We start from the raw sequence: 25107 nt of genomic DNA, 5'->3' as shown, positions 1-25107 counted from the left end.
TTAATCTCTTCTATCTGCACGGCTGGAATCCGGTCGGAGATGGCTATTCGACTCGACCGGTCTCCTTTGCACACAACACAACGGCTTTTGGTCCCCGTCCGCGACGCTACCACAATGAGTATTAGAGTCGGAATTCTCGGCGCGACCGGTGCCGTCGGGCAGCGCCTCGTCGAGTTACTCGCACCGCATCCCCAGTTCGAGGTCGCCGTCCTGACGGCGAGCGAATCGAGCGCCGGACACCCATACCGCGAGGCGGCCACGTGGCGGTTGGACGCTCCCATTCCGGATGGGATCGCTGCCCAGACCGTCGTCGAAACCGACCCGTCGGCGCTCCCCGAAGACGTGTCATTGCTGTTCTCGGCACTCCCGTCCGACGTCGGCGCCCAGGTCGAACCGGCTTTTTGCGAGGCGGGCTACGTCGTCTCGTCGAACGCTTCGAACGAGCGCATGGCGACGGACGTCCCGCTCGTTATCCCCGAACTCAACGCCGATCACCTCGAACTACTCGAGGTTCAGCGCGCGGAGCGCGGGTGGGACGGTGCCCTCGTCAAGAATCCCAACTGCTCGACGATCACGTTCGTCCCGACGCTGGCGCCACTGACGGACTACGGCCTCGAACGTGTCCACGTTGCGACGTTGCAGGCCGTCTCGGGGGCCGGGTACGACGGCGTCACCTCGATGGAGATACTCGACAACGCGGTGCCACACATCGGCGGTGAGGCCGAGAAACTCGAGACCGAGTCGCGCAAGTTGCTGGGATCGATCGACGGCGACCGGATCAGTCACCACGACGTGACCGTCTCGGCGTCGGTCAATCGGATCCCGACGCTCGATGGCCACTTGGAGAACGTCTGGGTCGAGACGGCCGAATCCATTTCACCAGATATCGTTGCCGACGCGATGACCACGTATCCTGGGATCGACCTGCCCACAGCCCCCGATCCGTTCATCGAGGTCCTGGCCGATCCTGACCGACCCCAGCCGCGCCTCGACCGTCGTCGCGGCGACGGCATGGCCATCTCCGTCGGCGGACTCGACTCGACGACCACCGGCGGCATCCAATACAATTGCCTCGCACACAACACGATTCGCGGTGCTGCCGGGGCGAGCGTTCTCAACGGCGAGCTGCTCGTCGAGCGCGGCTACGTCTGAGCCGTACCGGATCGCCGTCGGTGGCGTCGATACCAGCTTCCTCGCGAGCCTGTCCGCGTTCCGAACGGCTTAATCGCTCCGGCGTGACAGTCACTCGTATGCACGTAGCCGTACTCGGTGCCGGAACGATGGGACAGGGGATCGCCCAGGTCGCCGCCCAGGCCGGCCACGACGTGGTCGTCAGAGACATCGAGTCCGAATACGTCGACGACGGCATAGACGAGATCGAATCGACGCTCGCAGCCGGCGTCGAACGCGAGAAGGTGACGCCCGACGCAAAGTCGGCGACACTCGATCGACTGTCCGGAACGACCGACCTCGAAATGGCAGTCGAAGACGCCGATATCGTCGTCGAGGCCGTGCCCGAAGACGTCGAGCTCAAACAGGAGACGTTCGCGTCCGTCGAGGACGTGGCGGGTTCGGAGACGCTCATCGCGTCGAACACGTCGGCTCTGTCGCTGACCGAAATCGCGAGCGTCCTGGAGCGGCCCGAGCGGGCGATCGGGCTCCACTTTTTCAACCCGGTTCATCTCATGGCGCTCGTCGAGATCGTCGTCCCCGAGCAGGCGACCGACGAGACGGTCGGAACGGCCCGCGAGTTCGTCGAGGGAATCGAGAAGACACCGATCACGGTTCGCGATTCGCCCGGCTTCGCGTCCTCGCGACTCGGCGTCGCCCTCGGCGTCGAGGCCATCCGCATGCTCGAAACGGGTGTGGCGTCCCCGCGTGACGTCGACCAGGCGATGACACTCGGATACAACCACCCGATGGGCCCGATCGAACTCACCGACGTCGTCGGGCTCGACGTGCGCCTGGACATCCTCGAACACCTCCGCGAGGAACTCGGCGAACGCTTCAAGCCGCCGCAATTGCTCAAGCAGAAGGTGCGCGCCGGAAAGCTCGGTCGCAAGACGGGTGAAGGGTTCTACGTCTGGGAGGACGGCGAGGTCGTGGGCGTGAGCGGCGATACGACGAGCTCCGTGGGGGCTGGCCAATGAGCGACGACGAAGCGGGAAGCGACGACCAGTCCACCGTGGGGTCCGATCTCTCGGAACGATCGTTCGAGACGATCGACGTCGAGATCGGTGAGCGAACCGATCACGTCGCGACCGTGACGATCGACCGACCCGACGCCCGAAACGCCCTGAACGGGACCGTTCGCGAGGAACTGAAAACGGCGCTGCCGACACTCGAATCGGACAACCGGGTCCGCGTCGTCGTGCTCACGGGCTCGAGCGAGGCGAAGGCGTTCGTCGCCGGCGCGGACGTCGGCGAGTTGCGCGAGCGCGACCTCGTCGCACAACGCGAAAAGAGCAAGCGCCCGCGAGTCTACGAGGTCGTCGACGACCTCGATATGCCGGTAATTGCCCGCGTGAACGGCCACGCGCTCGGTGGCGGGCTCGAATTGGCAACCGCCTGTGACGTTCGAATCGCCGACGAACGGGCGAAACTCGGCCAGCCCGAGATTACGCTCGGGTTGATCCCCGGCGGTGGCGGAACCCAGCGGCTCCCGCGACTCGTCGGACCCGGTCAGGCGAAGCGACTGATCCTCTCCGGCGACGTGATCGGCGCCGACGAGGCGCGTGACATCGGCCTCGTCGAAGACGTGTGTTCGCCCGACACGCTCGACGAAGTCGTCTACGATCTCGCCGGGTCGATGGCCGCGAACAGTCCGCTCGCCCTCGAGTACGCCAAATCGGCACTCCAGGCCAGCGCCCGGATGCCGCTCGATCGAGGCATCGACTACGAGTCGGAACTGTTCGTCCAACTGTTCGCGACGGCCGACAAGAACGAGGGGATCGACGCCTTCTTCGAGGATCGAGAGCCGGAGTGGGAAGGGCGCTGACGACGATGACACGTCCGCTGCTTGGGGACGTGGCGCAGGAGCTTTCTGAGAAACGGCGTGAGTGATTCGCCAGTCGATCAGTCAGCGTTGACGACGGGTGAGTTACTCGTTGCTTCGACCGCAGTGTACTCGACGTCGTCCTGCGGGCCGTTGACGAATAGTGCGTGACCGATCAGCGCCGTCGCCACGAGTGCCCCGCCCGGAATCGCCGTGACCGTCGGGAGACCGGCGACGATCAGGACCGCTGCGATACCCAGCAGCGAGAGGGGGATAAGGGCCAGAATGATGTCGTAGTACCGGGCCATAGCTATTCAGTACTACGTGAAATGGCTATATAAAGATTCGCCATATTCTAATCGTACTTGACTCGGTCATGACGGTCTGGTTGTGAATGGGTTTTCGATAAGTTATGGGGTGGTTGTGGGGCCAGTCGACTCCAACCTGGATCGACACGACCGGGTGTGAGCCGGCCATAATAAGCTCTTTCGTGCGGTCAGTCAGTTCTGTGGCGGGCTGTCAGATGGCTGCGTGAATCAGTGGGGACGTACCACGATACACTCGATGGGCTAGAGTCGGTTCTCGTTCGTTCGGACGACGTACTCGTAGCCCAGTCGGCTCGTGAGGATAGCGATGGCGCCAAGCCCGACCATGACGACCATGAACGACCAGGGCACGTTGCCGGGGGTAATGGGCAGGCCGCGGATCAAGAACGCCACGTTCGTGGCGGCCAGCCAGCAGACCAGGACGGCCCGAGCGTGCGTCAGGAGGGTGAGTCGTCGTCTGTTTCGATACAGCCCGAGCAGGGCGGCACAGACGAGCCAGCCGAGGACGAACGGTGTGATGGTCTCGACGGTGCGAATCGGCCACTCGAGGGGCGTATAGCCGTGTCTCAGTTGACCGACCATCGTGAGGACGACGATGGCGAGACTGTCCAGTGCGAGCGGCCACTGATCGGCGCGTCGAACCGGCGGCCAGCGATTGTCGGTAGCCACGTTCATATCGGGGATGCTCGCTCGAACGGTATCGGTGTCTCGATTTCCGTGAACCGGCCGGGTGTGGGAGAGCAGAACTAATATATCACGAACACATATTCCCGCGTAGATGGGTGTCGCCGACAACAGACGGGAAGGCTGTGACGGCTGCGACCGGTCCGTCGTGCTCGGACGGTTGACGACCGTCTCGATGCCCGACGGCACACAGGTTGCCTGTTGTCCGACCTGTACGCCACACGCCCGTGCAGCCGCTGAGCGGGCAGAACTCGAGACGGCGAGCGCGACCTGCGAAGGCTGTCGGTCGACCGTCGAGACGGCCGACGTCGAGGACGTCGTCCTGACGGACGGCACCGTCCTGTCGCTGTGTTCGGCGTGTCGGGCGCACCAGCCCAACGCGGGTAGCGAGGGGACCGGTTCGTCTCCCACCGCTTCCGACGCCCGTTCGGCCCCCGACGCCGGGGTGACCTCCTCGACCGAAATCGCTCCCAGTAAGCGACTGTGCGGTCACTGTCGTGAGTGGATCCGTGCGGAACCGTATCGCGTCACGCTCGTCGATGACCGGGTCGAATCACTCTGCCCGACCTGCAAAGAGACTGCCGTCGACGAGGGGATCGTCGTCGACGTGGCGATGCGGCGTGTCGATGCCAGAGAGATCTTAGACGTGGACGAAGACGCCTCGGCCGAGGAGATCCGTGCGGCATTTCAGGAACAGGTCAAACACGCTCACCCGGACCGACCGACGGGGACCCGAGAGGCGTTCCGACTCGTCAGGGGTGCGTACGAACGACTGAAGTGAGTTCTGGCGGTTCACGCACCTGCGTCGTCGGTTGACTGGCCCCGTCAGTTGATCGTCGCTTCTTCTCGCCTGACGAAGCCGATGGTCGCCGGGTCGAAGTAATAACTCGTCTTACAGACGTCACAGCTCGTTTCGAGCAACTGGCCGTGTTTGTGGAGTTTCCAGAGTTTCGTCTGCCCCTCCTCGAGTTCGAGCGTTACCGGGTGGCCACAGTCTGCGAGCGTGCAGGGGAACCTGATGTACCAGTTCGGTACCGAGAGCGCGCCGAGGGGTGCGAGCTCGGCCCGGAGTCGGCTGAGAAGATTGAAGACGGTCTCGGTCAAGTTATCCCGATCGAGTGTGACGCCCTCGACGCCGTCGAGGAACCCACCGCCTAGCGACGGGTCGGTGTACAGCGCCACCACCGGGATCCCTTTCGCGATGGCGTAGCCGACTTCCTGGTTGATCCACTTGCTGTCCGCGGACGATTCCGTCAGGACCGCGACGACGACGTCGCTGTTCGCCAGCCGGCCTTCCAGTCGTTCACGGCTCCGGCCGGACTCGACGGCTTCGAGCGCCAGATGCACCCCGAACGGGAAGTTCTTCACCGTCGAGAACAGCTCCTGAACGACAGACAGGTCGGCTGGATCGTGCGAGACGAACACCTGTTCTCCGGACATTATCGGTTAGTCTACCACGACGGTACATCGTTATTAATGTATCTACATCCCGTTGCCAGGTACGGAAATGTGGTATGGACACGCCACAGATTTAGAAATAAAAGATTTGATCGGGCCGATTCGTCGTCTTTTGCTGTCTCTGACTATCGACAACCGTGTCTACCCCGTCGATCGATTAGTAATCCGGTCGGGCTGACGTCGCCCTAAAGCGGGTCGACGAGTGACTCGAGCGCGCCGGCAGGGTCGTCGGCTTTCGCGACGCCGCTCGCGAGTAAGACGCCGTCGGCGCCCAATTCACGGGCGGCAAGGACGTCGTCGCCGGTCGAGATGCCGGCGCCACAGAGGACCGACACGGCGGAGTCGACCGCACCGACGGCGTCGACAGCGTCCTCGACGATGTTCGGGTCCGCCTGACTGACCGGCGTGTCGCCGCCGATCAGTGCCGGGGGCTCGATCGCGACTGCATCGGGGCCGAGCGCGGCTGCGGCCCCGGCCTGGGCGGGCGTGTTCGCACAGACGATCGTCTCGAGGCCGGCTCGCCCGCTCGCCGTGAGGCTCTCGTCCAGTTGGTCGAGCCGTTGGCGACGCTCCGAGTGATTGAGCAGCGTTCCTGCGGCTCCGGCGTCGGCGACCGACTCGGCGAGGATCGAGCCGGTGTTGCTTCCCGGCTCGATCGGGTCGACGTGCTGGGCCCAGGTCTCGATTCCCGTCTCGGCGACTGCGGCCAGTGCGGTCGGCTCCGGTGCGACGGCGAGTCTGGCGTCGGTCGACGGTTCGACGGCCCTCGCCGCCTCGGCGACGGCGACTGGGTCACACGGATACGTCTTGGTGTTGACGAGGACGAACATACCCGAACGGCTTCCGGGCGGCAGGAAAAACCTTGCGAGTCCGGTGCCAGCAGGGCCAGCCGGCGGTAGTCGCCGATCTCAGTCCTTCCGTTTCACGACGTCGCCGAGGGTGTAACTTCCCGAGGACGAGCCACCACTCCACTCGGTGTCGTCGCTCCCTCCAGTGCTCGCGGAGAGTGACAGGTCGAAGAATTGTTCCAGTTCCGACTGGACCTCGTCACTCGGCAACGTCTCACCGCGTTCGAGTTTGCGGATGAGACTCGCCTTCTCGTTGAGTTCGTTCGCCAGTTCTGACTGGCTCAGCCCGGCTTCCTCACGGGCCTGGCGAATGGCGTCGTCGTAATCCGGCGCGATTTCGTCCATCTCGTCGAACATATCCGACGATCGGCCGCCACCGCCGCCACTGCTCCCACCACTGCTCGACCGACTCGTGGACCCACTCCCACTGCTCGACCCCGAACTGTCGGTGGAGTACTTCGTCGACGTGCTCGAGGTGGAGCCTGGCGTCTTGACCTCCGTCCCGAAGTCGGTACAGTTCGAGCAGACGTCCAGCTTCGCGCCCTCGACTTTGATCGTCTTCGGGGCCTGCGTCTCGGCGCCACACATCTCACACTGAACCATGGCGGTGGGTATGAGACGCCGAGTCATAAAGGATGCGCCCCGGTGACCGTCTTGCGAATCGATTCGTCCGCCGGATGCGGACGAGACGTCTCCCGCTTCCAATCGTCACCTGGCCTACTTGAGCGCGAGCCAGGCGTAGTAGAATCGCTGGATCGCCGTCAGATGACCGACGACGGCGAGGAACGCGAGCAGCCACCAGACCAGTCCGTGGCCGCCGTACGCACCCGACAGGGGCACGGCCAGGAAGCCGACCAGTCCGATCAGTGCGAGCCGGTCGGCTCGACCGACGAGGCCGCCGTAGACGCGGTCCAGCCCGACCGCTTGGGCTTGCGTGCCGAGGTAGGAGGTGAGGAGGACGCCGGTGACGGCGGCGATGCCCAGCGGGTAGGCTTCGATCCCTGCGGCGAGTCCGACGATGATGACGACGTCGGCGTAGCGATCGAGCACGTGGTCGAGCATGTCGCCGGCACGCGACGCCACCGACTGTTTTCTGGCGAGTGCGCCATCGACGACGTCGAGCCAGCCGTTTAGCAGCACGAGCAGCGAGGCGGCTGCGTACCACCACTGGGCTGACGCCCCGCCGAGGTAGAAGGCACCAGCGGCGCCGAGTGCCGTCACGAACGCGACCACGCTCACGCCGTTGGGCGTCATTCCGAGTCGATCGAACCCGTTCACGAACGGCCTGAGGACCCCCGAGATGTAGGGACGGAATTGATCGAGCGTCATTGCAGGTACCCCACGAAGTCGACGGTCCCGGCACTCGGTTCCCGTTCGCCCGTCAGGACATCGACGATGCGGTCGGCCACGTCGTCGGGAGTGCGTTCCGTCGTGTCGATCTCGTAGACGGACTCCAGGCCGTGGGATTCGACCGCCTCGGCGAGGATCACGTCGAGCGCCTCGCTCTCCGCGTTTTCGTGTGCTTTCTCGGCAGCTTCTCCCCGCTCGCGCAGGCGACGGGCCAGCTCGTTCGGTTCACACCGGAGGACGACGACGCGGTCGGCCGGCAGGTGGTGTGCGAGGTGGGAGTCGACCACGACCGGCGCACGGTCGTCGACGACCGATTCGAGGGCGTCCATATCGGCGATGACGCTGTCCCGGTCCTCGTCGACGTCCGTGTACAGCGACTCGGACTCGATGAGGTCGTTCAGGTGACAGATATCGTCTGCGGTGAGTTCGTCGACCGTCTCTTTCCCATCGACCGTCACGGCGGATGTCGACGTGTCGGCTTCCACGTTGGCGTCGAACCGGTCGACGAGGGCTGCCGTCGCCGTTGTCTTGCCCGTCCCCGGCGTGCCGGTGACGGCGACTCTCACGAGCGACTCACCTCCTCGTCAGCCGTGGGCCGCCCGTCGCGCGTCGCGAGGACGTCGCCGATGGCGTCGGCGGCGCGCTTCGTCTCCGACTCCGTGCCACAGCTCACCCGGATACACCCGGGCAGGCCGAAACTCGTACAGTCGCGGACGATGACGCCGCGGTCCTGGAGCGCCGCCGCGACGGCGGTGCCGTCTCCGACGTCGAAGAGGACGAAGTTCCCGTCGCTCGGCCAGGCGGGTGCGTCGACGGTGGACGCGAGGTACTCGCGAGCCCAGCGTGCGGAGTCGACCGCTTGCTCGACGTGATCGGTGTCGTCGAGCGCGGCCAGCCCGGCTCGGCAAGCGGGTTCGCTCGCGGCGAAGGGCGTGTTCACGCGTGCGTAGGCGTCCGCCCACGTCCCGGGAACGATGGCGTAGCCGAGGCGAACGCCGGCCAGGCCGTAGGCCTTCGAGAAGGTCCTGATCACGGCGACGTCGTCTCGTGCGTCGAACCCGTCGCGTCCCTCGATCAGGGCGACGGCGCTGTCGGTTTCGGCGAACTCGCCGTAGGCCTCGTCGACGACGACGAGCGTCTCGTCGGCCGTCTCGCGGGCGATTCGTTCGATGGTTTCGAGCGAGGCCGTCGAACCGGATGGGTTGTGCGGCGAGGTGAGATAGAGGAGCCGATCGTGCTCGGCAGCTGCGAGGATGGTCTCCGGCTCTTGCTCGAAATCGTCGTCCTTCGAGAGCTCGTAGGTCCTGACGCGGCCGTGGTGAAAGCGCGCGCTCATTGCGTAGTAGGCAAAGCCCGGCTCCGGGACGAGGACGGTATCGTCCGGATCGACCATCGCCCGGGAGAGGTAATCGATCGCGCCGTCGCCGCCGTTCCCGAGCCAGATCTGGGCGGAATCGACGTGCCACTCCTCGGCCAGTCGATCGGTCAGGTCGGCGTGGGCTGCCTTGGGATAGGCGTGTGCCGATGACGCGGCCGCCCGTATCGCCTCGACTGCTGCCGGGGCGGGCCCGTGTGGGTTTTCGTTCGAGGAGAGGGTGACGAACTCGTCCGGATCGCGCCCCTGTTCGCGGGCGACCTCCTCGATGCCCCGACCCGCCTCGTACGTCGCGTGGGTCGAGAGATCTCGTGGCTGCATGTGCGCTACTCCTCACCGGCGACTCTTAAGAAGTCCGCAACGCCCCGGATCAGCTATCCGGCTCCAGCAGAGGCGGGGAAGGCCGTGGCGACGAATCCGTGCGCTACACGAAGTCGCCGAGGCCGGATTGTCCGTCGTCTCCGTCGCCTGCATCGCTGTCAGCTGCGTCGGTACTCCCCCCGCCCGCGGCGTCTGCATCCGAGTTTGCGCTCCCGTCGTCTCCGGACTGCCCATCGTCAGCGAGCGTCTGCTGGTTCGCCGGTTCGCTGTCGGGCGTCGACTCGCTCGTCTCGTCGTGGTCGCCGTCCGACCGAACGGCGTCGAGGAAGGCGTCACCGGAGTGTTCGACCGCTGCTGCCTCACGGCGCGCTTCGGCGTCTTCGACGATCGATTCGACCTTGTTCGTGTCCTTGCCGCTGCCGGTGACGAACGAGACTTCGGCCTCGTCTAGCTCGTAGGCGGCCGCCATCTGGACGGTGAGATCACGATTGCGGCAGTGGTGGGTCATCGATGCCAGATACGGGAGGATGTCGTTGCGGGCGGTCGCGATGCTCGCCCCCTCACGGTCGGCGATTCGGCTGGCGATCGCGTCGCGCGTGTTCCGGCTCCCTCGGCTCCGCCCGAGTTTGGACCAGTAACTCGGCGGGCCGTAGCGGGTCCAGCCGCCCTTCGGCTCCCGGCGGGAGGCGGCGACGCCAGCGGTCATGTTGTCTGTCGCGTAGCGCCAGTAGCTGTACTCCTGGGTCGCGCGGACCCGCCCGAGCCAGCGGTCGGCGTTCGACAGGTAGCCGTACGCGTCGGCAAGTTCGGCGCCGGCGTAGTCCTTCGGCACGTTGTCCTCGATCCAGTTGATCAGATCGTCCGGCGTCTCGTCGACGTCGTAGGAGGCTTTCAGCGCTCCCTCGGCGTCTTTCTCCTTGATGAGTTCGTCGAGGTAATCGAAGATGCCTTCCGTGGTATCTCGCGAGCCGGTGACGACGTCTTCCTCGGTGAGTCGCTCCGTCGATTCGGCGATCGCCTGCAGGTCGTTGACCGCCGATCGCAGATCACCGCTCGTGTTCTCGGCGATCGCGCGCAAGGCGTCCGCCTCGAACTCGATGCCTTCCTTGCGGCAGATGTCTCGGAGGACGGGAACGATCGAGCGCGTGGAGACATCGCGGAATTCGATGGTCTCGCAGGCGTTGCGCAACGAGTTACTCATGTCGTAGAACTCGTTGGCGACGAGGACGATGGGCTGGCTGGCCGATTTGACGACGTCCGTGACCGCCCGCGAGCCGCCGTAGTCGGCGTTCCCGTGGAAGTTGTCGGCTTCGTCCAGGATCACGAGCCGGCGGCCGCTCGTGCCGCCCGTCAGCGTGCCCGACTTCGAGGCCTCACCCGCGACGCGGTCGATGATGTCTTTCCCGCGGTGGTCGCTCGCGTTCAGTTCCATCACGGGCCAGTTCATGTCGGCGGCCAGCGCGTGTGCGGCCGAGGTCTTTCCGACACCGGGGCTTCCGTGGACGATCGCCGCTTTCCGGTGGTCGTCCCAGTTCTGGGCCCACTCGCGGAGCGCGTCGCGGGCCTTGTCGTTTCCCCGTACCGCCGACAACGTATCCGGGCGGTACTTCTCGGTCCAGTCGGTCATTGACGGCGATTAGGTTGCGTCAAGTTTAGTGATTCCGGAGTGGGTCCTCGGGTCGCCCGATCACAGGTTCCGTTCGATTGCGTTTGCAACCGCGTTGTAGGTCGGCGAGTCGACTCCTTCTCCCTCGACGAAGATGGCGGGCGTTCCCCGAACACCCATGTCCGTCCCGTCTTCCTTCGCGGTCTCGACCACCGGCCTGTAGCGATCGTCCGAGACGTCTGAGAGGAGCGAGTCGCCGTCCACGCCGACCTCTCCGGCAGCCGACGAGAGCACGTCTTCGCTGTACGCTCCCTGGTTCTCGAACATGCGATCCTTGAACGTCCAGAAGGCGTCGGAGTCGTCTGCGTTGTCCTGTACGACGCGGGCCGCCTCGGAGACGTCCCACGACCATCGATCGTGGACGGGGATCGGGAAGTCGTGGAAAACGTACCGGATGTCGCCCGGATCGACGTAGTTTTCGACCAGTTGTGGGTAGACCTCCTGATCGAACGTCTTGCAGTGACCACAGCTGAAGTCCTCCCAGACCTCGACGGTGACCGGCGCGTCGTCCTGACCGAGCGTGGGGTCTGGAAGATCCTGGACGCCACCGCTTCCCAGCAGGCCGCCGAGGCACCCCGCGACGGAGAGGGTCGATGCGCTGGCGATACCGGCGAGGGCGTGACGTCGATTCATACCGCACACCTACGTGGCTGACACCAAAAACGTCCCCCTTCGAGATTCAGTCGGTCGCCGTTCAGAGCGGCCGAGCGACCATCTCGCCCCAGTGGTCGAAGCCGTGGCGGTCGTAGAAGCCGGCTGCGCGCTCGTTGTCCGCGTCGACGTCGAGGACGAGTCGGTCGATGGGGAGGTCCTGTTTCCGAGCCACGTCGACGGCGGCGTCCATCAGTGCGTCCGAGACGCCCTCGCCGCGGTGGTCGGGATCGACGTAGATTTCGTTGAGCACCGCGGCGTCCCAGATCAGCGCGAGCGAGTCCGGGAGGACGAACACGTAGCCTGCGGGGTCGTCACCGACGGTCGCCACCGTCACTGCCCTGGGCTCGTCGGTGAGACACCGCTCGACCCACGCCAGATACCGATCCCGGTACTCGGTCGTGAGCTTGTCCTCGTACGCGGCCTGCTTGTCCGCGCCGCCGGTTTCGCTCCCGAGCTCGCGTTCGAACGCTCGTTTGTGTTTCCACAGCGCCTCCCGATCGCGTTCCGGATCGTACGGTCGAACCTCGACTGTCATCGACGGCTGTTGCTCGCCGGGTGCCTTCGTCGTACCGGTGTCGGCGAGGATGTCGGTCGGACTGGTTACGGCCCCAGAACGAGATCCCCGAGCGCTTGTATCCATCGCCGTCAGTGGTCGGCGGTATTCGACCGACGTTCCTCCCAGAGTCGAACGGAGACTGCGAGGTAGCCAGCGAGGGCGACGACGAACCGTTCGCCGTTGTACGCGATCGGGAAGATCCGTTCCGGATCCGGTTCGGGGTCGGGCCCCGGGTCGAAGCCGGTCTCGTAGTGGGTGGTCTCGGTCGTCCCAGCGGCCGTCGACTCCGAGACGGTCTGCGAGCCGTCGTCCGCCGTGGTGAACTCGACGAACGTCTGGACGAATCCGTCGTGGTTAGAGAGGTAGAGCTTCCCCGAGAGGTCGTAGAACTGATCGTGCAGCGGCCAGAAGAGGTTGACCCCGTTGAAGAAGGCGTCGAGCATGATGTGAGCCACGAGCAGACAGGCGAGCGTCACCCAGAGCACCCGCGGTGCGTCCACTCCAAACCGCGCTCGGACGATGGACTCCTCGCGTCGGCGGACGTCCCAGTACAGCAGTGCGGCCGGAACGGCGACGACGAAGAGATTGTGCAGCGCCGCCCGATGCGTCCCCGTCCAGCCCATGCCGATCAGCGTGTCCAGGTCGAGCGCCGCAGTTGCGGCGAGCACCACCAGAATCGCTTTCGCGTCGAAGCGATCGCCGAGCAGCGCGACGCCGAGCAGTCCTGCCAGACCGACGTGGACGACGGTCGAGGGCATGTCGACCCCTACGCGTCGGATCGCTTGTACGTTTTCCCCACGGGAGACGTGATTGCTGTTCACCGAGTCGACCCTGCTTCGACGGCTCGGCTTCGAGGATCCGGCTCCGAAGGCACGGTTCCGACGACCCGGCTCCGAAGGCACGGTTCCGACGACTCCGCTCCGGCGCCCCGGCTCCGATACGTTCTTGCGCGACGGCCCGAATAGCCGGCTATGGGCGATGACGGGGTCAAGACGGCACTCGCGGAGAAGATCGCCGGTGAGATCACCCTCTCCGGTGATCCCGGCGCGACGATTCGCAAGTGGCGGACGGATTTCGGCATCTCCCAGACGGCGCTGGCCGACGAACTCGACGTCTCCGCTTCGGTGGTCTCCGATTACGAGAGTGGTCGGCGGGAGAATCCCGGTATCGGCGTCGTGAGCCGGCTCGTCGGGGGTTTGCTCGCCATCGACGAGCGGCGTGGTGGCGAGCGGATCAGACAGTACGGTCGCGTCCTCTCGGCGGGATTCGAGAGCGACGTCGTCTACGACCTCCGCGAGTACGCGACGACGCGCTCGCTCGCCACGCTATACGACGCCCTCGACGCGTCAGAGATCGCCGCGGGTACGTCCGATCGTATCAGCGGCCACACCGTGATCGACAGTATCAGTGCGATCACCCGGCTCTCGAGCGAGGAGTTTATCCGCCTCTATGGCCAGTCGACGAATCGCGCGCTCGTGTTTACCGGCGTCACCCGCGGCGAATCACCGCTCGTCGCGCTTCGCGTCGTCACACCGTCCCCGAACGCGGTCATCCTCCACGGTATCGACGAATCGGCCCTGTGGGACCACGCGGCCGACCTGGCCCGCATCGACGGCTACTCGCTCGCGGTCACGGACGTACCGCTCGAATCGATGCTCGAGACGCTCGCGACGATCGACTGATGATGGTTCTCTCGACTGAGTAGGACTGCTCGGCTCTGTGAGAAGAGCTACTCGGCTCTATCGGGTCGACCCGCGTCGACTCAGGCGATCTGGTCTTCGTACGCGTCGGCGTCGAGCAACGAGTCGAGTTCCGCGTCGGCTTCGAGATCGAGTTCGAGCATCCAGCCGTCGCCGTAGGGATCGTCGTTGACGAGTTCGGGGGCGTCGAACAGTTCCTCGTTGACGGCCGTGACTTCGCCGCCGACCGGCGCGTAGAGGTCGGAGACGGCCTTGATAGACTCGACGACGCCGAAGTTGTCGTCCTGGTCGATCGTCTCACCGACGTCGGGCAACTCGACGAAGACGACGTCGCCGAGTTCGTCCTGTGCGAAATCGGAGATGCCGATCGTGACCACGCCGTCGCTTTCTGCCGCCCACTCGTGCGATTCTCGGTAACGCCGGTCCGCTGGGATCTCGAAGCTCATTATTCCGTATCGATGAATGGGATGGGTGCGACCTTTGCCTTTTTCGTTCGATCACGAACACTGACACCGATCTCGGTCCCTGGCTCCGCGTACTCGACGGGGACGTACGCGAGGCCGATGGCCTCCGAGAGCGTCGGACTCATCGTTCCGCTGGTGACCGTGCCGACGATTTCGCCGTCGACGACCACGTCGTGGCCGTGGCGTGCGATCCCGCGCCCCTCGACGACGAAGCCGACGAGTTCCTCCTCGACGCCCGTCTCCTGCTGCTCGGCGAGGGCGTCACGCCCGACGAAGTCGGTATCGAGCGAGACGGTGAACCCGATTCCGGCCTCGTAGGGCGTCCGTGGGTTCTCGTCCTGATCGAAATCCTGTCCCGACAGCAGGAGGCCCGCTTCGAGACGAAGGGTGTCTCTGGACCCCAGGCCGCAGGGCTGGCAGTCGTCCGCGAACGCCGTCCAGATCGTCTCCGAGTCGTCGGCGGGGAACACGAGTTCGAAGCCGTCCTCTCCGGTGTAGCCGGTCCGGGCGGTCCAGCACTCGACGCCGTCGAAGGAGACGTACGTCGCCTCGAACCGGCCGATGTCGTCGATCGCGTCGGCGTCGTCGGACCGTTTGCCCACGAGCTCGGGTGCCCGCGGGCCCTGCACGGCGACCATGCCGTAGGCCGTCGTCTCGTTGGAGACGTCGGCGTCGAGATCCCACTCGTCACGGTGGCGCTGGAACCGATCGGTCATCGCGTCGTCCGTCCCCGCGTTCGGGACGAACAGGTAGGCTTCGTCGCCGTCGCGATCGGGGAGGCGGTAGATGACCGTGTCGTCGATAATCGAGCCGTCCTCGGCAAGAATCGTGCTGTACTGCGAGTCGCCGGGGTCGAGCCGGCTGACGTCGTTCGAGGTCAGTCGATTCAGGAGCGAACAGCTGTCGGGGCCGGTCACTTCGAGCTGGCCCATGTGTGAGACGTCGAAGATGCCGGCGTCCTCGCGGACGGCCTCGTGTTCCGTGCGGATCGAATCGAACTCGACGGGCATCTCCCAGCCACCGAACTCGGTGAAACTGGCTCCCCGTTCGTCGTGTACGTCCCGCAACGGCGGCGCGTTGAGCGACATACGCGGACGATTGCGACGTGCGTAGTAATGTCTTTTCGTCGGACGAACGGCCACAGGAATTGCCGGTTCCCGGCCGTCCGTCGGTCACGTGACGGCACGTTTTTCGTTCGGGAGTCGAAGGGGAGGGCATGTTCGAGTCGTTGCTGGAGCGCGTTCGGTCCCCGCCGACCGGTGTGGCCCTCGTCGTCGACGGACCGAACGTCTTTCGCGAGGAGTTCGACGTCGATCTGGACGAGCTCAGGGGCCTCGGCCGCGCGGAGGGCCCGCTCGTCGCCTCACGACTGTACGTGAACGAGCACGCGACGCCGGGGCTCATCCAGGCTGCGGAGGCTCGTGGGTTCGAGGTCGTCGTGACCAGTGGTGACGTCGACGTGCGACTCGCCGTCGACGCGACGGCACTCGTTACCAGTGAACGGATCGGGACGCTCGTCGTCGTCTCGCGGGACACGGATTTCAAGCCCGTCCTCGAACGGGCCAGAGTCGACGGCATCGAAACCCTTGCAGTCGCCCCTGGGACGTACGGTCGCTCCGACGCGCTTCAAAACGCGGCCGATCGGGCGATTACGCTGGACACGTCCGACGAGACGGACGGGTAGGAACAAACCGGGGACAGCGGGTTCGACGGCGGACGGCAGAAGTACTGGGATATACGCTCAGCGAGCCCCGAAATCTGTCGGTGCGTTGCAGTGGCTCTGTCTGGTATTGCGATGGGAGGAGTAGGGGGTCCGCTATCGGTGCAACGTTTCGCTCGTGGTTCGTCGACGCGAGACCGGATCTCAGCTCGTGATTACTTGCCGAGTTCGTCGACGGTCAGCGTGTAGGACCCACTGCCGGAGTAGGCGTCGACGAGCAGGCCGAGTTCTTCGTCACCGGAGAGGTCGACCATGAGCTCTTCCTGGCTGTCGGGCGTGTAGGACGCCTCGTCGTAGTCCGAGGTCGTCGGCGTGCGACCGTCGTACGTGAGGTAGAGGTCGAAGTCGGCCGACGAGGGGCCCGACAGCGTCACCGTCGCCTGGCACGGGTTCGCCGTGTCCAGCGTGTAGGTGTAGTTGTCGCTGCCGCTGCTCCACCAGCCGCCGCTCAGGTAGCCCGCCACCGTGTCGGAGCTCGTCTCGGCACCACACTGATCGCCACCGTCTTCGTCTCCGACGGTGACCGTCTGCGTGGTCGTGTCCGTGTCGCCGTTGGCGGCGGTCACGGTCAGTTCGACCGAGTAGTCGCCCTCGGAACCGAACCGGTGATCGACTGTCTCGCCGGTCTTCGTGACACCGTCGATACTCCACTCGTAACCGGTGAGCGAGCCACCTTCCGGCGGCGTGGAATCTCTCGCGTCGAATTCCGCGGTCTCGTCGACATCGGGGTTGGACGGAGTGACACTGAAGATCGCGGACGGTCCCTCGGAGCCGTCTTCGACGATGTTCGCCGCGTCGACGCGACCGTTACCCTGCTCGTCCGAGGAGAGGCCGATGTCGACGGCCGACTCTTCGAGGAGCTGGCGGAGTTCGCTCGGGGAGTGGTTCGGATGAGTCGCTTTGCCGAGCGCGGCCACGCCGGCCGCGACGGGCGACGCCATCGACGTGCCGTCGAAGCCGGCGTAGTCGTCGGTCGGGACCGGTGCGAGCACGTCGACGCCCGGCGCACAGACGTCGACGTTCGGTCCGACGTTCGAGAAGTTCGCGATGTTCTCGTTTTCGTCGATCGCGGAGACGGCCACGCAGTTGTCGTAGGCCGCCGGGTAGCTCACCGGCGAGCCGGAGTCGTTACCGGCCGCCGCGATCGGGAGCGCGCCGTTTTCGAACGCGTAGTTGATCGCGCTACGACCCGTCTCGTTGGCGCCGCCGCCACCGAGCGAGAGGTTGATGATGTCCGCCCCTTCGTCGGCCGCCCACTGGATCCCGTCGGCGATGTCCGACAGCGATCCGCTTCCGCCGCCGAGGACGCGAGCGTTGATGAGGGTACTGTCGCTGATGCCGGCCGTGCCGGTGCCGTTGTCGATCGTCGCGGCCGCACACCCGGAGACGTGGGTCCCGTGCTGTTCGCCTGACGGCGGATACGGGTCGCTATCGTCGTCGGCGAAGTCGTAGCCGGGGTCGTCCCGGTACTGGGCCGCGAGGTCCTCGTGGTCGTACTGGGCGCCCGTGTCGACGACCGCGATGGTAACATCCGACGAGCCCGTCGTCGTGTCCCAGGCCTCCGGGGCGTTGACCAGCTGTGGCGCGTACTGGTTGCCAAACTGCGGGTCGTTTGGCTCGTAGAACGCCTCCAGCGTCACGTTCCGTTCTGCGTACTCGATGCCCGGCTGGCGTTCGAGGCGCTCGATTACCGAATCCTGTGTGCTCGGGCCGTCGTCGGGTACCTTGACGGCCATGTAGCCGAGCGCGTCGTTCTCGTGAACGACCGAGGCTTCCGACGGAATTGCCGACTCGACCGTCGAGCGTGCGCTCGCGAGACCGACGGTGTCGCTCTTGCCCACCAGGATCTCGTCTTCCTTCGGGCCGGGATCGCGACCGGGCGTCGCCGAAACGACGCTCCCCAGTCCCAGGAACGCCCCGGTAGCTGCAGTCGACTTGAGAACTGTTCGTCTACTCGTCTGACCGGAATGCTCGTGTGTCATTCCAACCCATCCTTTCGTAGCTCACTATAAAACCGTTCGTAAACTATGTGTATTTTATTGAGAAACAAATAATAGTAACGTGGTGTGTAATACACTGAACCGTTTCGGCGGATAATGCAGCGTATTTGCACTGTTTGTCGGGAGCCACTGTCCAAACCGAAAACAAAGTTCATGTATAGGATATAACCAACGGAATCTAAGTTTACTACCTATGGGGGTGTGGTGAACAGAACATCATCTCGAGTCAGCGTCCGACCCCGGCTGGTTGTCGGCTCTTTCTCGCGCTGACCGCCTGCGTCCGACAGACCGTGACTGACCGACCGCTGCCGTCGTTCCTGTGACAGTCGACGCCGACCCGACTGTTTTTGCAGGCGGCGCCAAACGTCCCGATATGACCAGCATCGATGCTCCGGTTCTCGACAACCACCTGCATCTGGATCCGGCAGCTGGGGCCGGGATGGATGCCGTTCGTGACTTCGAGCGAGTTGGTGGAACACACCTGTTGATCGTCAACAAACCGTCGTGGCATCTCGGTCCACTTCCCGAGGATCCGGCCGATTTCGACGCCGTTTTCGAGACGACGGTCGAGATCGCCGATCGCGCCTCGGAAATCCTTCCCGGCCACGCGTGGCCCGTGCTGGGTGTCCACCCGACGCTCATCTCGCGACTCGTCGACGACGGCTGCTCCCCCACGGAAGCCGGCGAGCGGATCAGGATGGGACTCGATCGGGCCAGTGCGTTCGTCGACGACGGCCGGGCGCTCGCCCTGAAGTCCGGCCGGCCTCACTACGACGTCTCGGACGAGATCTGGGACGAATCGAACGCCTGTCTGCGACACGCACTCGAACTCGCGAGCGACGCAGACTGCGCACTTCAGTTGCACACTGAAGCAACCGAGGAATTGACCGACGTGGCCACGTGGGCGCGTGATGTCGGTCAGGATCCGACTCGCGTCGTGAAACACTACGCGGCCGGTCGCCTCGAGGGCGTCACGCCGAGCGTGATGAGCGAAAAAGACCGCCTCGAACGAGCGGCCGAGGGGGGCGACCCGTTTCTCATGGAGACCGATTTCGTCGACGACCCGGAGCGTCCGGGCGCTGTCCTGGGCCCAAAGACGGTCCCGCGTCGCGTTCGCTGGCTCGCGGAAAATGGATACGACGATGCGATACACACTGCACACGTCGAAACGCCCCGTCAGGTGTACGGAATCGACACGGAAGCGACGCTCTCGTGAGGGATCAGACGTGAGGCCACACCGCCGAAGCCGGTGGACTGAAGCCGGGCGGACAGCGCAGCCGTGGACCGAGTCGGGCTGGGTACCAGCGTCGTAAACACCCTGCACGTGTTTCCACGGGAAACACTCACTCGGGCTGATGCCCGTAGAGAAAGGCATTTTACCCGGCCGGTGTAGGTTCGGGTATGAGCAATCCCCCGACCGAGTTCTACTCGGCGGAACGCTGGCAGAACTGGATCGACCGACTCGACGACGAAGAGATCGACCCCGAAGACGAGTCTTCGGCCAGACTGCTGCTCAATTTACAGGACGATACGGCGATCGCCGTCGCCAAGATCGTCGCCGCCTACGACGATGGCGAACTCGACGAGGAGACGACGCTCGAAAAACTCGGCGAAGTCAGAGAGATCGTCCTCTCCGAGGTCGACATCGACGACGAGGAGACGCTCATGCTGGTCGACGGCGTCCAGACGAGTCTGGTCTGTGTCTTCTACGCCGCCGAGGAGTACGTCGCCGGCGGACCCGCTGACGACGCGAGCGTCGACGAGTACATCCGGGCCGCCGCGGACGCCGAAGCCGAGGAAGAACTCGACGCGGCGCTCGGCTACGCCGCACAGGCGGGAACGCTCGTCTTCGACGACGAAGACGTCGACATCTCCGTCGCGGAGGACATCGAGTACGGCCTCGTCACCGAGTGGGTCAACGGGCTCGACAGTCTCCAGAGTGCCATGAGCGATCCTGAGGTCGTCGAGGAGGACGAGTAGGGGGAGCCGGCCGCCACACGTTTAACTGATCGGGACTTTCTTCCGTGCATGCCCGCCGAGGGTCGGGAGCGCGCCGTCACCGTCGTCATCGGAGCGGTGCTCATGTTCGGCCTGCTCGTGTCGGCCCTCGCCCTCTATCAGGCCAACGTCGTTCCGACAGAGAACGAACAGACTGAGTGGGACCACCAGAACGACGTCGAGGCCGAGCTCGTGGACGTGCGGAACGCGATCCAGAACGCGAACGGTGGATCCGACGCACGCACGATGTCCGTCACCCTCGGCACGTCGTACGAACCTCGGACGTTCGCCATCAACCCGCCACCTGCAGCGGGGAGGCTGTCAGCAGTCGAAGCCGACTCGCCGATCACGATCGACGGCGTTGGGGCGTTAGACGAGATTGACGGCGCAAACCCGACCTCGCTCCAGACGAGTTCCCTCAGATACGAACCGGGGTACTACGAGTACGAGTCTGCCCCAGTCACCACGATCGAACACTCCCTCGTCTACAACGAGTTCGCCGATGGAAACGTGACGATCGCTGACCAGCGGCTGTTTTCCAGAAACTCCGTCTCGCTCATCGCTCTCGACGGTGAGTGGAGCAAACATGGTCGTGCTGCCGAGTCGATCGACGTGACACAGTTGGATGGTCAAATTCAGCGCACCATTCGGGATCGCAGTGACCTGAACGTGACTATCCCGACGCAGAACCCAGCTCACTGGGCGAAGACGTTGCGCGATAACGGTGTCGACGAGTATGCCGATATCACGGTCGGTTCGTCGTCGGTCTCCGTCGATTACAACGACAACGAAACCGACCCGATCACCCTCTCGATCTCTCGTGTCGGTGTCGGATCGGACGGTGAATCGACGGGCCAGCTAGATGGCATTAGCGACGGGACTGGCCAGTACGACCTCATCTGGAACAAGACGGACGTACAGATGGATACGTCGGACGATACCGAACACTTCGAGGTCACGGTCACCGACAGCCGAACCGGTGCTCCGGTTGCGTCGACTCCGATCGACATCTACGCGTCCCACACCGGCGGTCTCACCGTTACGGCGGCCAATCGGACGAGCGAAGACGGCAGTGTCGACGTCACCGTGAAAACGGATGGGGCGGACACAGGCACAGCGAGTTTGTACGCAGCCGTCGGGACGTCTTCCGTCCAGAGCAGCCTCTCCATCGGTGACGGTGATGAGGCCCCACCGTCGGGGCCGAGCCTCGATGTCCAACCGGTGACGATCTCGGATACTGACAGCGAGACCCAGTTCCCCGTCGACGTGACCGTGGAGGAGATGAACGGAGTCGAGACCGAGGGACTGTCGGCAGGATTGACTGTCGAAGCACCAAACGGAACGATCGTCTACGACGAATCGATGCCTGTCGCCGATATCACGGGCGAGACGACGAGCGTCACGTTTGGTGAAGACGGCGGGACGTCGCAGCTTGGTCCGTTCGAAGCTGGCAGTCCGTACACGGCGACCGTCACGGCCGACGCAGACAATGCGGCTCCGGTAGAGGTGTCTGACACGTTTGCCGTCCAGGTGGCCGACTCACCGGTCGACTTTGACGTGAGCGACGTCTCAACCGACAGTACCACGCAGACGATTACGTTCAATTCGGATGCGATCGGTAACAAGGACGAGGTGACGATCGATCTCTCGAGTGCGCAGGGTACGATAATCGATTACACCGGCGCGACGGTATCCGTGACGAGTGGACAGAACGTGGAATACGTGACGTACGATCCGTCGACCGACGAGATTCGGCTGTCTCCACAGGGCAACAGTGGGGGACCGTTGACGATCGAAGTGACTGACATCGACGTGGTGGGTGATGCCGGCCAATCGGCCTCGATCGGCTACAGTGACACCCTCGGCACCAGTGATACGGACACTGTTACGATTGAACAGGGCATTCCTTCGTTCGAGTCGCTCGAAGCGACGGCGAACGTCGATGGACAACTGTGGATCTGGCCATACACTAACTCGGTCACGGTCGACTACACTATCGACGCCCCTGGTTCAGTCTCTGGAGTCACGACGACTATCTACGACAGTTCCGGTTCCCCGATCGGTTCGCGGCAACAGGCCTCCCCGGCGAGTCCCTTTACGGTCTCGCTCGACTCGTCTCAGTTGGAGTCGGTCGATGTCGAAATTGTCCTCGAATCACCCGCTGGCGACCGCTGTCTGCAGGGAACTGTCGACGTTGGGGGGACGATAACCCGGTCGGACTTCAATCAGTGTTCCTGACCGGTCCCGGGGTTCGACGACTGTCGAAATCACGAACGACAATATGATATAGCTCCTCGGACACACTCTCTCTATGACCAGTGTCGGTATCGACGCGATCGAGATCTGGACGGGGAACCTCGAACTGGACCTCCCCAATACGTTCGCCCCTGCGCAGGGGAAAGATCCGGAGTACTACACGAAGGGTATCGGTCTCAACGCGAGTTCCTTCCCGGACACCTACGAGGACATCGTCACGATGGGGGCCAACGCGGCCTATCGGCTGATGGAACGCAAAGGCCTCGAACCGGCCGACATCGGCCGTATCGACGTGGCGACCGAGAGCTCGTTCGACAAGTCCAAGCCGATTTCGACGTACGTCGCGGGCTGTCTCGAACAGGTCTACGACGGGGACTTCCACCACGCGAACAAGGGCGAGCGCAAGTTCGCCTGTATCGCCGGGACCCAGTGTCTCGACGACGCCTACAACTGGATCCGCGCGGGACGCAATCGCGGGCGCGCAGCGCTCGTCATCGCGACGGACACGGCGCTGTACGAGCGCGACGATCCCGGTGAGGCGACCCAGGGCGCCGGCGCCGTGGCGATGTTGATCGACGAGGATCCGGCAATCGTCGAGTTGACGACCGAACAGGGCTACGGCAGCGCCGACGAGACGGACTTCCTCAAACCCCAGCAGCAGTTCCCGAGCGTCGACGGCAAGCGCTCGATGCAAGTCTACCTCGCACGCATGCGCGAAGCACTGGAGGATTACGAACGCGTCGCTGGCGACAGTCACCCGGACAACTTCGCGTACGTCCCGTTCCACACGCCGTTCCCCGGCATGGTTCGAAAGGCCGCCGTCCTCGCGTATCGCCACTCCATCCGAAACACGCCGATCGAGGACGAACTCGCCGAGGAGATCGGCCGTCAGCCCCGCCGCGAGGCGTTCGACGACGAAGAGGCCTACGAGGAAGCCGTCCGCGAGTACATGGACGCGCTGAAAGAGACCGAGCACTATCAGGAGTGGTACGCCACCACGATCGAGCCGACGCTCACGATTTCGCGCGAGGTCGGCAACTGGTACACGGGTTCGGTCCACGTCGCTCGTACGTCCGCGCTCATACACGCGCTGGAGAACGATATCGACCTCGTCGGTGAGACACTCGGTGTCGGATCCTACGGCAGCGGCGCACAGGCAGAAGTCCACGGCGAGATCGTCGTCGAGGGCTGGCGCGACGAGGTGGCGGCGATCGACATCGACGACCAACTCGACGATCGTCGGTCGATTACCTTCGAAGAGTACGAATCGATCCACGACGCCCACAACCACGACAAAGACGTCGAACCGGTCGAACTCACCACCCCCGAAAACGAGTTCGTCTTCGATGGCTGGGGTCGGATGGGAGAGCGTACCTACCGGTTCGTCGAGTAATCCGTCCCCGCTTTTCTCGATTGCTAACGTGTTACGTCACGGCCACAATCTATCAATAGACTAATGTGAGGGGCGCGTGCACGTGGTGGCATGGCTGCGACCCGCGACCCGCCGGAGTGGTTCACCGAACAACCCGGGTTGACCGCGCTTGCGCTGGTCAGCGTCTTTCTCGCACTGCTGGTGATCGTCCCGTATCTCCAGTACGTTCTCTTCGGCGTCGTCCTCGCGTACATCGCTCACCCGGTTCAGCAACGCATGGAGCGGTACGTTCGACCGACGATCGCGGCGCTCGTCGTCGTGGTCCTCACGGTCGTCGTCCTGTTGCTCCCGCTCGTGTATCTGCTGACGGTCGCGTTCAGACAGGGTGTCCTCGTCGTCGAGTGGATCAGAGACGAACAGATCAACGTCGAGACGATCGAACAACTGCTAGAGAGTAACGGCTACGCTGTCGACCTCGTGGAACTGTACGAGGCCAATCAGGACCGGATCGCCTCGGCGATCCAGCAACTGACCGACGGCGCGATCGACCTCGCAGGTGGCCTCCCGAATATGTTTATCGGGCTGACGATCACGACGTTCGTCCTGTTCGGCTTGCTTCGTGACGGCGGCCGCTTCGTCGCGTGGATCCAGTGGGTCATCCCCGTCGACGACGAGATCCTGGCCGACCTGCAGGAGGGGATCGACGAACTCATGTGGGCCTCGGTGATCGGCAACGTGGCGGTCGCGGTGATCCAGGCCGTCATGCTCGGCGTCGGCCTCTGGGTCGCGGGTGTTCCCGCCGTGATCTTCCTCACCGTCGCGACGTTCGTCCTAACGCTCCTGCCGCTCATCGGCGCCTTCGGGGTCTGGATTCCCGCGGCAATTTACCTCCTCGCGACCGGTAGTACGACGGCTGGGCTGGCGATGGTGGTTTACGGCCTGTTCGTCACCCTCTCGGACTCGTACTACCGTCCGGCCATCATCGGCCAGACCGGCGGCTACAACGCCCTCATCGTCATCGTCGGCATCTTCGGCGGCCTCGTCGCATTCGGCGCGGTCGGCCTCTTCCTCGGCCCTGTCGTTCTCGGGGCGACGAAGCTCGTCCTCGACAGTTTCGCCCGGGTCCGGACGGGGACGGAACCGCCGGGTGCGGTCGGCGACGATGCTGAGGGACCGAAACCGGGCTCGGGCGCCACTCCGTCTGACGATTCGGCTGGGGACGAACCGGTGGATGGCACTGACCCCGATTCCCAGGAATCGACGGATCGAACCGGTTGAGTCCCGGACGAGCGACCGAGACGGACATCGAAAGAGGTGCGTTCATTATCCCCCCGTGGCAAGTCACGAGTACTGTGTACCGTCAC

At 64.3% G+C, this 25107-nt stretch carries 26 protein-coding genes; 11 read left to right on the top strand and 15 right to left on the bottom strand.

Translation table 11 applies throughout. From position 1 onward, the window contains the following. Positions 1 to 114 precede the first annotated feature (114 nt). The 3 genes from asd to HALRU_RS08265 all read left to right on the top strand — a co-directional run bounded on the left by asd (position 115) and on the right by HALRU_RS08265 (position 2998). Positions 115 to 1152: an aspartate-semialdehyde dehydrogenase gene (gene asd, locus HALRU_RS08275; protein WP_015300953.1), complete on the top strand. Its 1038-nt coding sequence runs from the start codon at positions 115 to 117 to the stop codon at positions 1150 to 1152. A gap of 98 nt (positions 1153 to 1250) precedes the next feature. Then, a complete protein-coding gene (locus tag HALRU_RS08270) occupies positions 1251 to 2150 on the top strand; it encodes a 3-hydroxyacyl-CoA dehydrogenase family protein (protein ID WP_015300952.1) in 900 nt (299 codons plus the stop codon). Next, positions 2147 to 2998, top strand: coding sequence for an enoyl-CoA hydratase/isomerase family protein (locus HALRU_RS08265; RefSeq protein WP_015300951.1), 852 nt, complete (start codon positions 2147 to 2149; stop codon positions 2996 to 2998). Before HALRU_RS08270 ends, HALRU_RS08265 begins: the two co-directional genes overlap by 4 nt. Before the next feature lie 77 nt (positions 2999 to 3075). Here HALRU_RS08265 and HALRU_RS08260 read toward each other — a convergent pair whose 3' ends face one another. Beyond that, positions 3076 to 3303 (bottom strand): hypothetical protein, encoded by a 228-nt coding sequence (locus HALRU_RS08260; protein ID WP_015300950.1) that lies wholly within the window; start codon positions 3301 to 3303, stop codon positions 3076 to 3078. A gap of 261 nt (positions 3304 to 3564) precedes the next feature. Beyond that, positions 3565 to 3996: a DUF3054 domain-containing protein gene (locus HALRU_RS08255; RefSeq protein ID WP_015300948.1), complete on the bottom strand. Its 432-nt coding sequence runs from the start codon at positions 3994 to 3996 to the stop codon at positions 3565 to 3567. A 103-nt stretch (positions 3997 to 4099) separates the two neighbouring features. Between HALRU_RS08255 and HALRU_RS08250 the strand changes: the two genes are divergently transcribed. Beyond that, positions 4100 to 4786, top strand: a complete 687-nt coding sequence (locus HALRU_RS08250; protein ID WP_015300947.1) for a J domain-containing protein — start codon at positions 4100 to 4102, stop codon at positions 4784 to 4786. Positions 4787 to 4830: 44 nt separating this feature from the next. Here the strand turns inward: HALRU_RS08250 and HALRU_RS08245 are convergent, their stop codons facing one another. The 10 genes from HALRU_RS08245 to HALRU_RS08200 form a co-directional block, all read right to left on the bottom strand. Continuing rightward, a complete protein-coding gene (locus HALRU_RS08245; protein WP_015300946.1) occupies positions 4831 to 5445 on the bottom strand; it encodes a toll/interleukin-1 receptor domain-containing protein in 615 nt (204 codons plus the stop codon). 203 nt (positions 5446 to 5648) lie between these two features. Continuing rightward, positions 5649 to 6293 (bottom strand): triose-phosphate isomerase, encoded by a 645-nt coding sequence (gene tpiA / locus HALRU_RS08240; protein WP_015300945.1) that lies wholly within the window; start codon positions 6291 to 6293, stop codon positions 5649 to 5651. 78 nt (positions 6294 to 6371) lie between these two features. Next, positions 6372 to 6914: a multiprotein bridging factor aMBF1 gene (locus HALRU_RS15975; protein WP_015300944.1), complete on the bottom strand. Its 543-nt coding sequence runs from the start codon at positions 6912 to 6914 to the stop codon at positions 6372 to 6374. Between the two features lie 114 nt (positions 6915 to 7028). Further along, the gene (locus HALRU_RS08230) at positions 7029 to 7640 is read right to left on the bottom strand and encodes a CDP-alcohol phosphatidyltransferase family protein (RefSeq protein ID WP_015300943.1); all 612 of its coding nucleotides are present in this window, start codon (positions 7638 to 7640) and stop codon (positions 7029 to 7031) included. Continuing rightward, positions 7637 to 8227: an adenylate kinase family protein gene (locus HALRU_RS08225; protein WP_015300942.1), complete on the bottom strand. Its 591-nt coding sequence runs from the start codon at positions 8225 to 8227 to the stop codon at positions 7637 to 7639. The genes HALRU_RS08230 and HALRU_RS08225 overlap by 4 nt, the downstream gene beginning before the upstream one ends. After that, positions 8224 to 9357 carry a histidinol-phosphate transaminase gene (hisC, locus tag HALRU_RS08220; RefSeq protein WP_015300941.1) on the bottom strand — a complete coding sequence of 378 codons (1134 nt, stop codon included), beginning with the start codon at positions 9355 to 9357 and terminating at the stop codon, positions 8224 to 8226. The genes HALRU_RS08225 and hisC overlap by 4 nt, the downstream gene beginning before the upstream one ends. A gap of 103 nt (positions 9358 to 9460) precedes the next feature. Continuing rightward, positions 9461 to 10984 (bottom strand): replication factor C large subunit, encoded by a 1524-nt coding sequence (locus HALRU_RS08215; protein ID WP_015300940.1) that lies wholly within the window; start codon positions 10982 to 10984, stop codon positions 9461 to 9463. A gap of 60 nt (positions 10985 to 11044) precedes the next feature. After that, positions 11045 to 11656: a DsbA family protein gene (locus tag HALRU_RS08210; RefSeq protein WP_015300939.1), complete on the bottom strand. Its 612-nt coding sequence runs from the start codon at positions 11654 to 11656 to the stop codon at positions 11045 to 11047. Positions 11657 to 11717: 61 nt separating this feature from the next. Further along, a complete protein-coding gene (locus HALRU_RS08205) occupies positions 11718 to 12212 on the bottom strand; it encodes a GNAT family N-acetyltransferase (RefSeq protein WP_148680654.1) in 495 nt (164 codons plus the stop codon). 110 nt (positions 12213 to 12322) lie between these two features. Beyond that, positions 12323 to 12991, bottom strand: coding sequence for a metal-dependent hydrolase (locus HALRU_RS08200; RefSeq protein ID WP_015300937.1), 669 nt, complete (start codon positions 12989 to 12991; stop codon positions 12323 to 12325). A 213-nt stretch (positions 12992 to 13204) separates the two neighbouring features. Here HALRU_RS08200 and HALRU_RS08195 point away from each other — a divergent pair, with 213 nt between their 5' ends. Beyond that, a complete protein-coding gene (locus HALRU_RS08195; protein WP_015300936.1) occupies positions 13205 to 13915 on the top strand; it encodes a helix-turn-helix domain-containing protein in 711 nt (236 codons plus the stop codon). Between the two features lie 80 nt (positions 13916 to 13995). Here the strand turns inward: HALRU_RS08195 and gcvH are convergent, their stop codons facing one another. Together gcvH and gcvT are read right to left on the bottom strand one after the other, a co-directional pair. Beyond that, positions 13996 to 14379 carry a glycine cleavage system protein GcvH gene (gene gcvH / locus HALRU_RS08190; protein ID WP_015300935.1) on the bottom strand — a complete coding sequence of 128 codons (384 nt, stop codon included), beginning with the start codon at positions 14377 to 14379 and terminating at the stop codon, positions 13996 to 13998. Next, positions 14379 to 15485, bottom strand: coding sequence for a glycine cleavage system aminomethyltransferase GcvT (gene gcvT, locus HALRU_RS08185; RefSeq protein ID WP_015300934.1), 1107 nt, complete (start codon positions 15483 to 15485; stop codon positions 14379 to 14381). Before gcvT ends, gcvH begins: the two co-directional genes overlap by 1 nt. A 128-nt stretch (positions 15486 to 15613) precedes the next feature. Here gcvT and HALRU_RS08180 point away from each other — a divergent pair, with 128 nt between their 5' ends. Further along, on the top strand, positions 15614 to 16081 hold the full coding sequence (locus HALRU_RS08180; protein WP_015300933.1) for an NYN domain-containing protein: 468 nt from the start codon (positions 15614 to 15616) through the stop codon (positions 16079 to 16081). Between the two features lie 191 nt (positions 16082 to 16272). Here the strand turns inward: HALRU_RS08180 and HALRU_RS08175 are convergent, their stop codons facing one another. After that, on the bottom strand, positions 16273 to 18099 hold the full coding sequence (locus tag HALRU_RS08175) for a S8 family serine peptidase (protein ID WP_015300932.1): 1827 nt from the start codon (positions 18097 to 18099) through the stop codon (positions 16273 to 16275). A 391-nt stretch (positions 18100 to 18490) separates the two neighbouring features. On the opposite strand from HALRU_RS08175, the gene HALRU_RS08170 reads away from it, so the two are divergent. From HALRU_RS08170 to HALRU_RS08150, 5 genes are all read left to right on the top strand, one after another. Next, positions 18491 to 19333, top strand: coding sequence for a TatD family hydrolase (locus HALRU_RS08170; RefSeq protein ID WP_015300931.1), 843 nt, complete (start codon positions 18491 to 18493; stop codon positions 19331 to 19333). 185 nt (positions 19334 to 19518) lie between these two features. Continuing rightward, positions 19519 to 20097, top strand: coding sequence for a DUF2150 family protein (locus HALRU_RS08165; RefSeq protein ID WP_015300930.1), 579 nt, complete (start codon positions 19519 to 19521; stop codon positions 20095 to 20097). Between the two features lie 48 nt (positions 20098 to 20145). Continuing rightward, on the top strand, positions 20146 to 22353 hold the full coding sequence (locus tag HALRU_RS08160) for a hypothetical protein (protein ID WP_015300929.1): 2208 nt from the start codon (positions 20146 to 20148) through the stop codon (positions 22351 to 22353). A gap of 73 nt (positions 22354 to 22426) precedes the next feature. Then, complete coding sequence (gene hmgB, locus HALRU_RS08155; RefSeq protein ID WP_015300928.1) at positions 22427 to 23764, top strand: hydroxymethylglutaryl-CoA synthase; 1338 nt, start codon at positions 22427 to 22429, stop codon at positions 23762 to 23764. Positions 23765 to 23854: 90 nt separating this feature from the next. Continuing rightward, complete coding sequence (locus tag HALRU_RS08150; protein WP_015300927.1) at positions 23855 to 25021, top strand: AI-2E family transporter; 1167 nt, start codon at positions 23855 to 23857, stop codon at positions 25019 to 25021. The last annotated feature ends 86 nt before the right edge of the window (positions 25022 to 25107 follow it).

It is taken from the genome of Halovivax ruber XH-70 (assembly GCF_000328525.1).
Lineage (GTDB): Archaea > Halobacteriota > Halobacteria > Halobacteriales > Natrialbaceae > Halovivax > Halovivax ruber.
The sequence above is the reverse complement of the archived record's forward strand: the minus strand, read 5'-3'. Positions and strand labels throughout refer to the sequence as shown.

What these genes read in the sequence shown, in the direction of transcription:
- asd (WP_015300953.1), top strand. Translation starts at nt 115, where the DNA reads ATGAGTATTAGAGTCGGAATTCTCGGCGCGACCGGTGCCGTCGGGCAG.
- HALRU_RS08270 (WP_015300952.1), top strand. Translation starts at nt 1,251, where the DNA reads ATGCACGTAGCCGTACTCGGTGCCGGAACGATGGGACAGGGGATCGCC.
- HALRU_RS08265 (WP_015300951.1), top strand. Translation starts at nt 2,147, where the DNA reads ATGAGCGACGACGAAGCGGGAAGCGACGACCAGTCCACCGTGGGGTCC.
- HALRU_RS08260 (WP_015300950.1), bottom strand. Translation starts at nt 3,303, where the DNA reads ATGGCCCGGTACTACGACATCATTCTGGCCCTTATCCCCCTCTCGCTG.
- HALRU_RS08255 (WP_015300948.1), bottom strand. Translation starts at nt 3,996, where the DNA reads ATGAACGTGGCTACCGACAATCGCTGGCCGCCGGTTCGACGCGCCGAT.
- HALRU_RS08250 (WP_015300947.1), top strand. Translation starts at nt 4,100, where the DNA reads ATGGGTGTCGCCGACAACAGACGGGAAGGCTGTGACGGCTGCGACCGG.
- HALRU_RS08245 (WP_015300946.1), bottom strand. Translation starts at nt 5,445, where the DNA reads ATGTCCGGAGAACAGGTGTTCGTCTCGCACGATCCAGCCGACCTGTCT.
- tpiA (WP_015300945.1), bottom strand. Translation starts at nt 6,293, where the DNA reads ATGTTCGTCCTCGTCAACACCAAGACGTATCCGTGTGACCCAGTCGCC.
- HALRU_RS15975 (WP_015300944.1), bottom strand. Translation starts at nt 6,914, where the DNA reads ATGGTTCAGTGTGAGATGTGTGGCGCCGAGACGCAGGCCCCGAAGACG.
- HALRU_RS08230 (WP_015300943.1), bottom strand. Translation starts at nt 7,640, where the DNA reads ATGACGCTCGATCAATTCCGTCCCTACATCTCGGGGGTCCTCAGGCCG.
- hisC (WP_015300941.1), bottom strand. Translation starts at nt 9,357, where the DNA reads ATGCAGCCACGAGATCTCTCGACCCACGCGACGTACGAGGCGGGTCGG.
- HALRU_RS08215 (WP_015300940.1), bottom strand. Translation starts at nt 10,984, where the DNA reads ATGACCGACTGGACCGAGAAGTACCGCCCGGATACGTTGTCGGCGGTA.
- HALRU_RS08210 (WP_015300939.1), bottom strand. Translation starts at nt 11,656, where the DNA reads ATGAATCGACGTCACGCCCTCGCCGGTATCGCCAGCGCATCGACCCTC.
- HALRU_RS08205 (WP_148680654.1), bottom strand. Translation starts at nt 12,212, where the DNA reads ATGACAGTCGAGGTTCGACCGTACGATCCGGAACGCGATCGGGAGGCG.
- HALRU_RS08200 (WP_015300937.1), bottom strand. Translation starts at nt 12,991, where the DNA reads ATGCCCTCGACCGTCGTCCACGTCGGTCTGGCAGGACTGCTCGGCGTC.
- HALRU_RS08195 (WP_015300936.1), top strand. Translation starts at nt 13,205, where the DNA reads ATGGGCGATGACGGGGTCAAGACGGCACTCGCGGAGAAGATCGCCGGT.
- gcvH (WP_015300935.1), bottom strand. Translation starts at nt 14,379, where the DNA reads ATGAGCTTCGAGATCCCAGCGGACCGGCGTTACCGAGAATCGCACGAG.
- gcvT (WP_015300934.1), bottom strand. Translation starts at nt 15,485, where the DNA reads ATGTCGCTCAACGCGCCGCCGTTGCGGGACGTACACGACGAACGGGGA.
- HALRU_RS08180 (WP_015300933.1), top strand. Translation starts at nt 15,614, where the DNA reads ATGTTCGAGTCGTTGCTGGAGCGCGTTCGGTCCCCGCCGACCGGTGTG.
- HALRU_RS08175 (WP_015300932.1), bottom strand. Translation starts at nt 18,099, where the DNA reads ATGACACACGAGCATTCCGGTCAGACGAGTAGACGAACAGTTCTCAAG.
- HALRU_RS08170 (WP_015300931.1), top strand. Translation starts at nt 18,491, where the DNA reads ATGACCAGCATCGATGCTCCGGTTCTCGACAACCACCTGCATCTGGAT.
- HALRU_RS08165 (WP_015300930.1), top strand. Translation starts at nt 19,519, where the DNA reads ATGAGCAATCCCCCGACCGAGTTCTACTCGGCGGAACGCTGGCAGAAC.
- HALRU_RS08160 (WP_015300929.1), top strand. Translation starts at nt 20,146, where the DNA reads ATGCCCGCCGAGGGTCGGGAGCGCGCCGTCACCGTCGTCATCGGAGCG.
- hmgB (WP_015300928.1), top strand. Translation starts at nt 22,427, where the DNA reads ATGACCAGTGTCGGTATCGACGCGATCGAGATCTGGACGGGGAACCTC.
- HALRU_RS08150 (WP_015300927.1), top strand. Translation starts at nt 23,855, where the DNA reads ATGGCTGCGACCCGCGACCCGCCGGAGTGGTTCACCGAACAACCCGGG.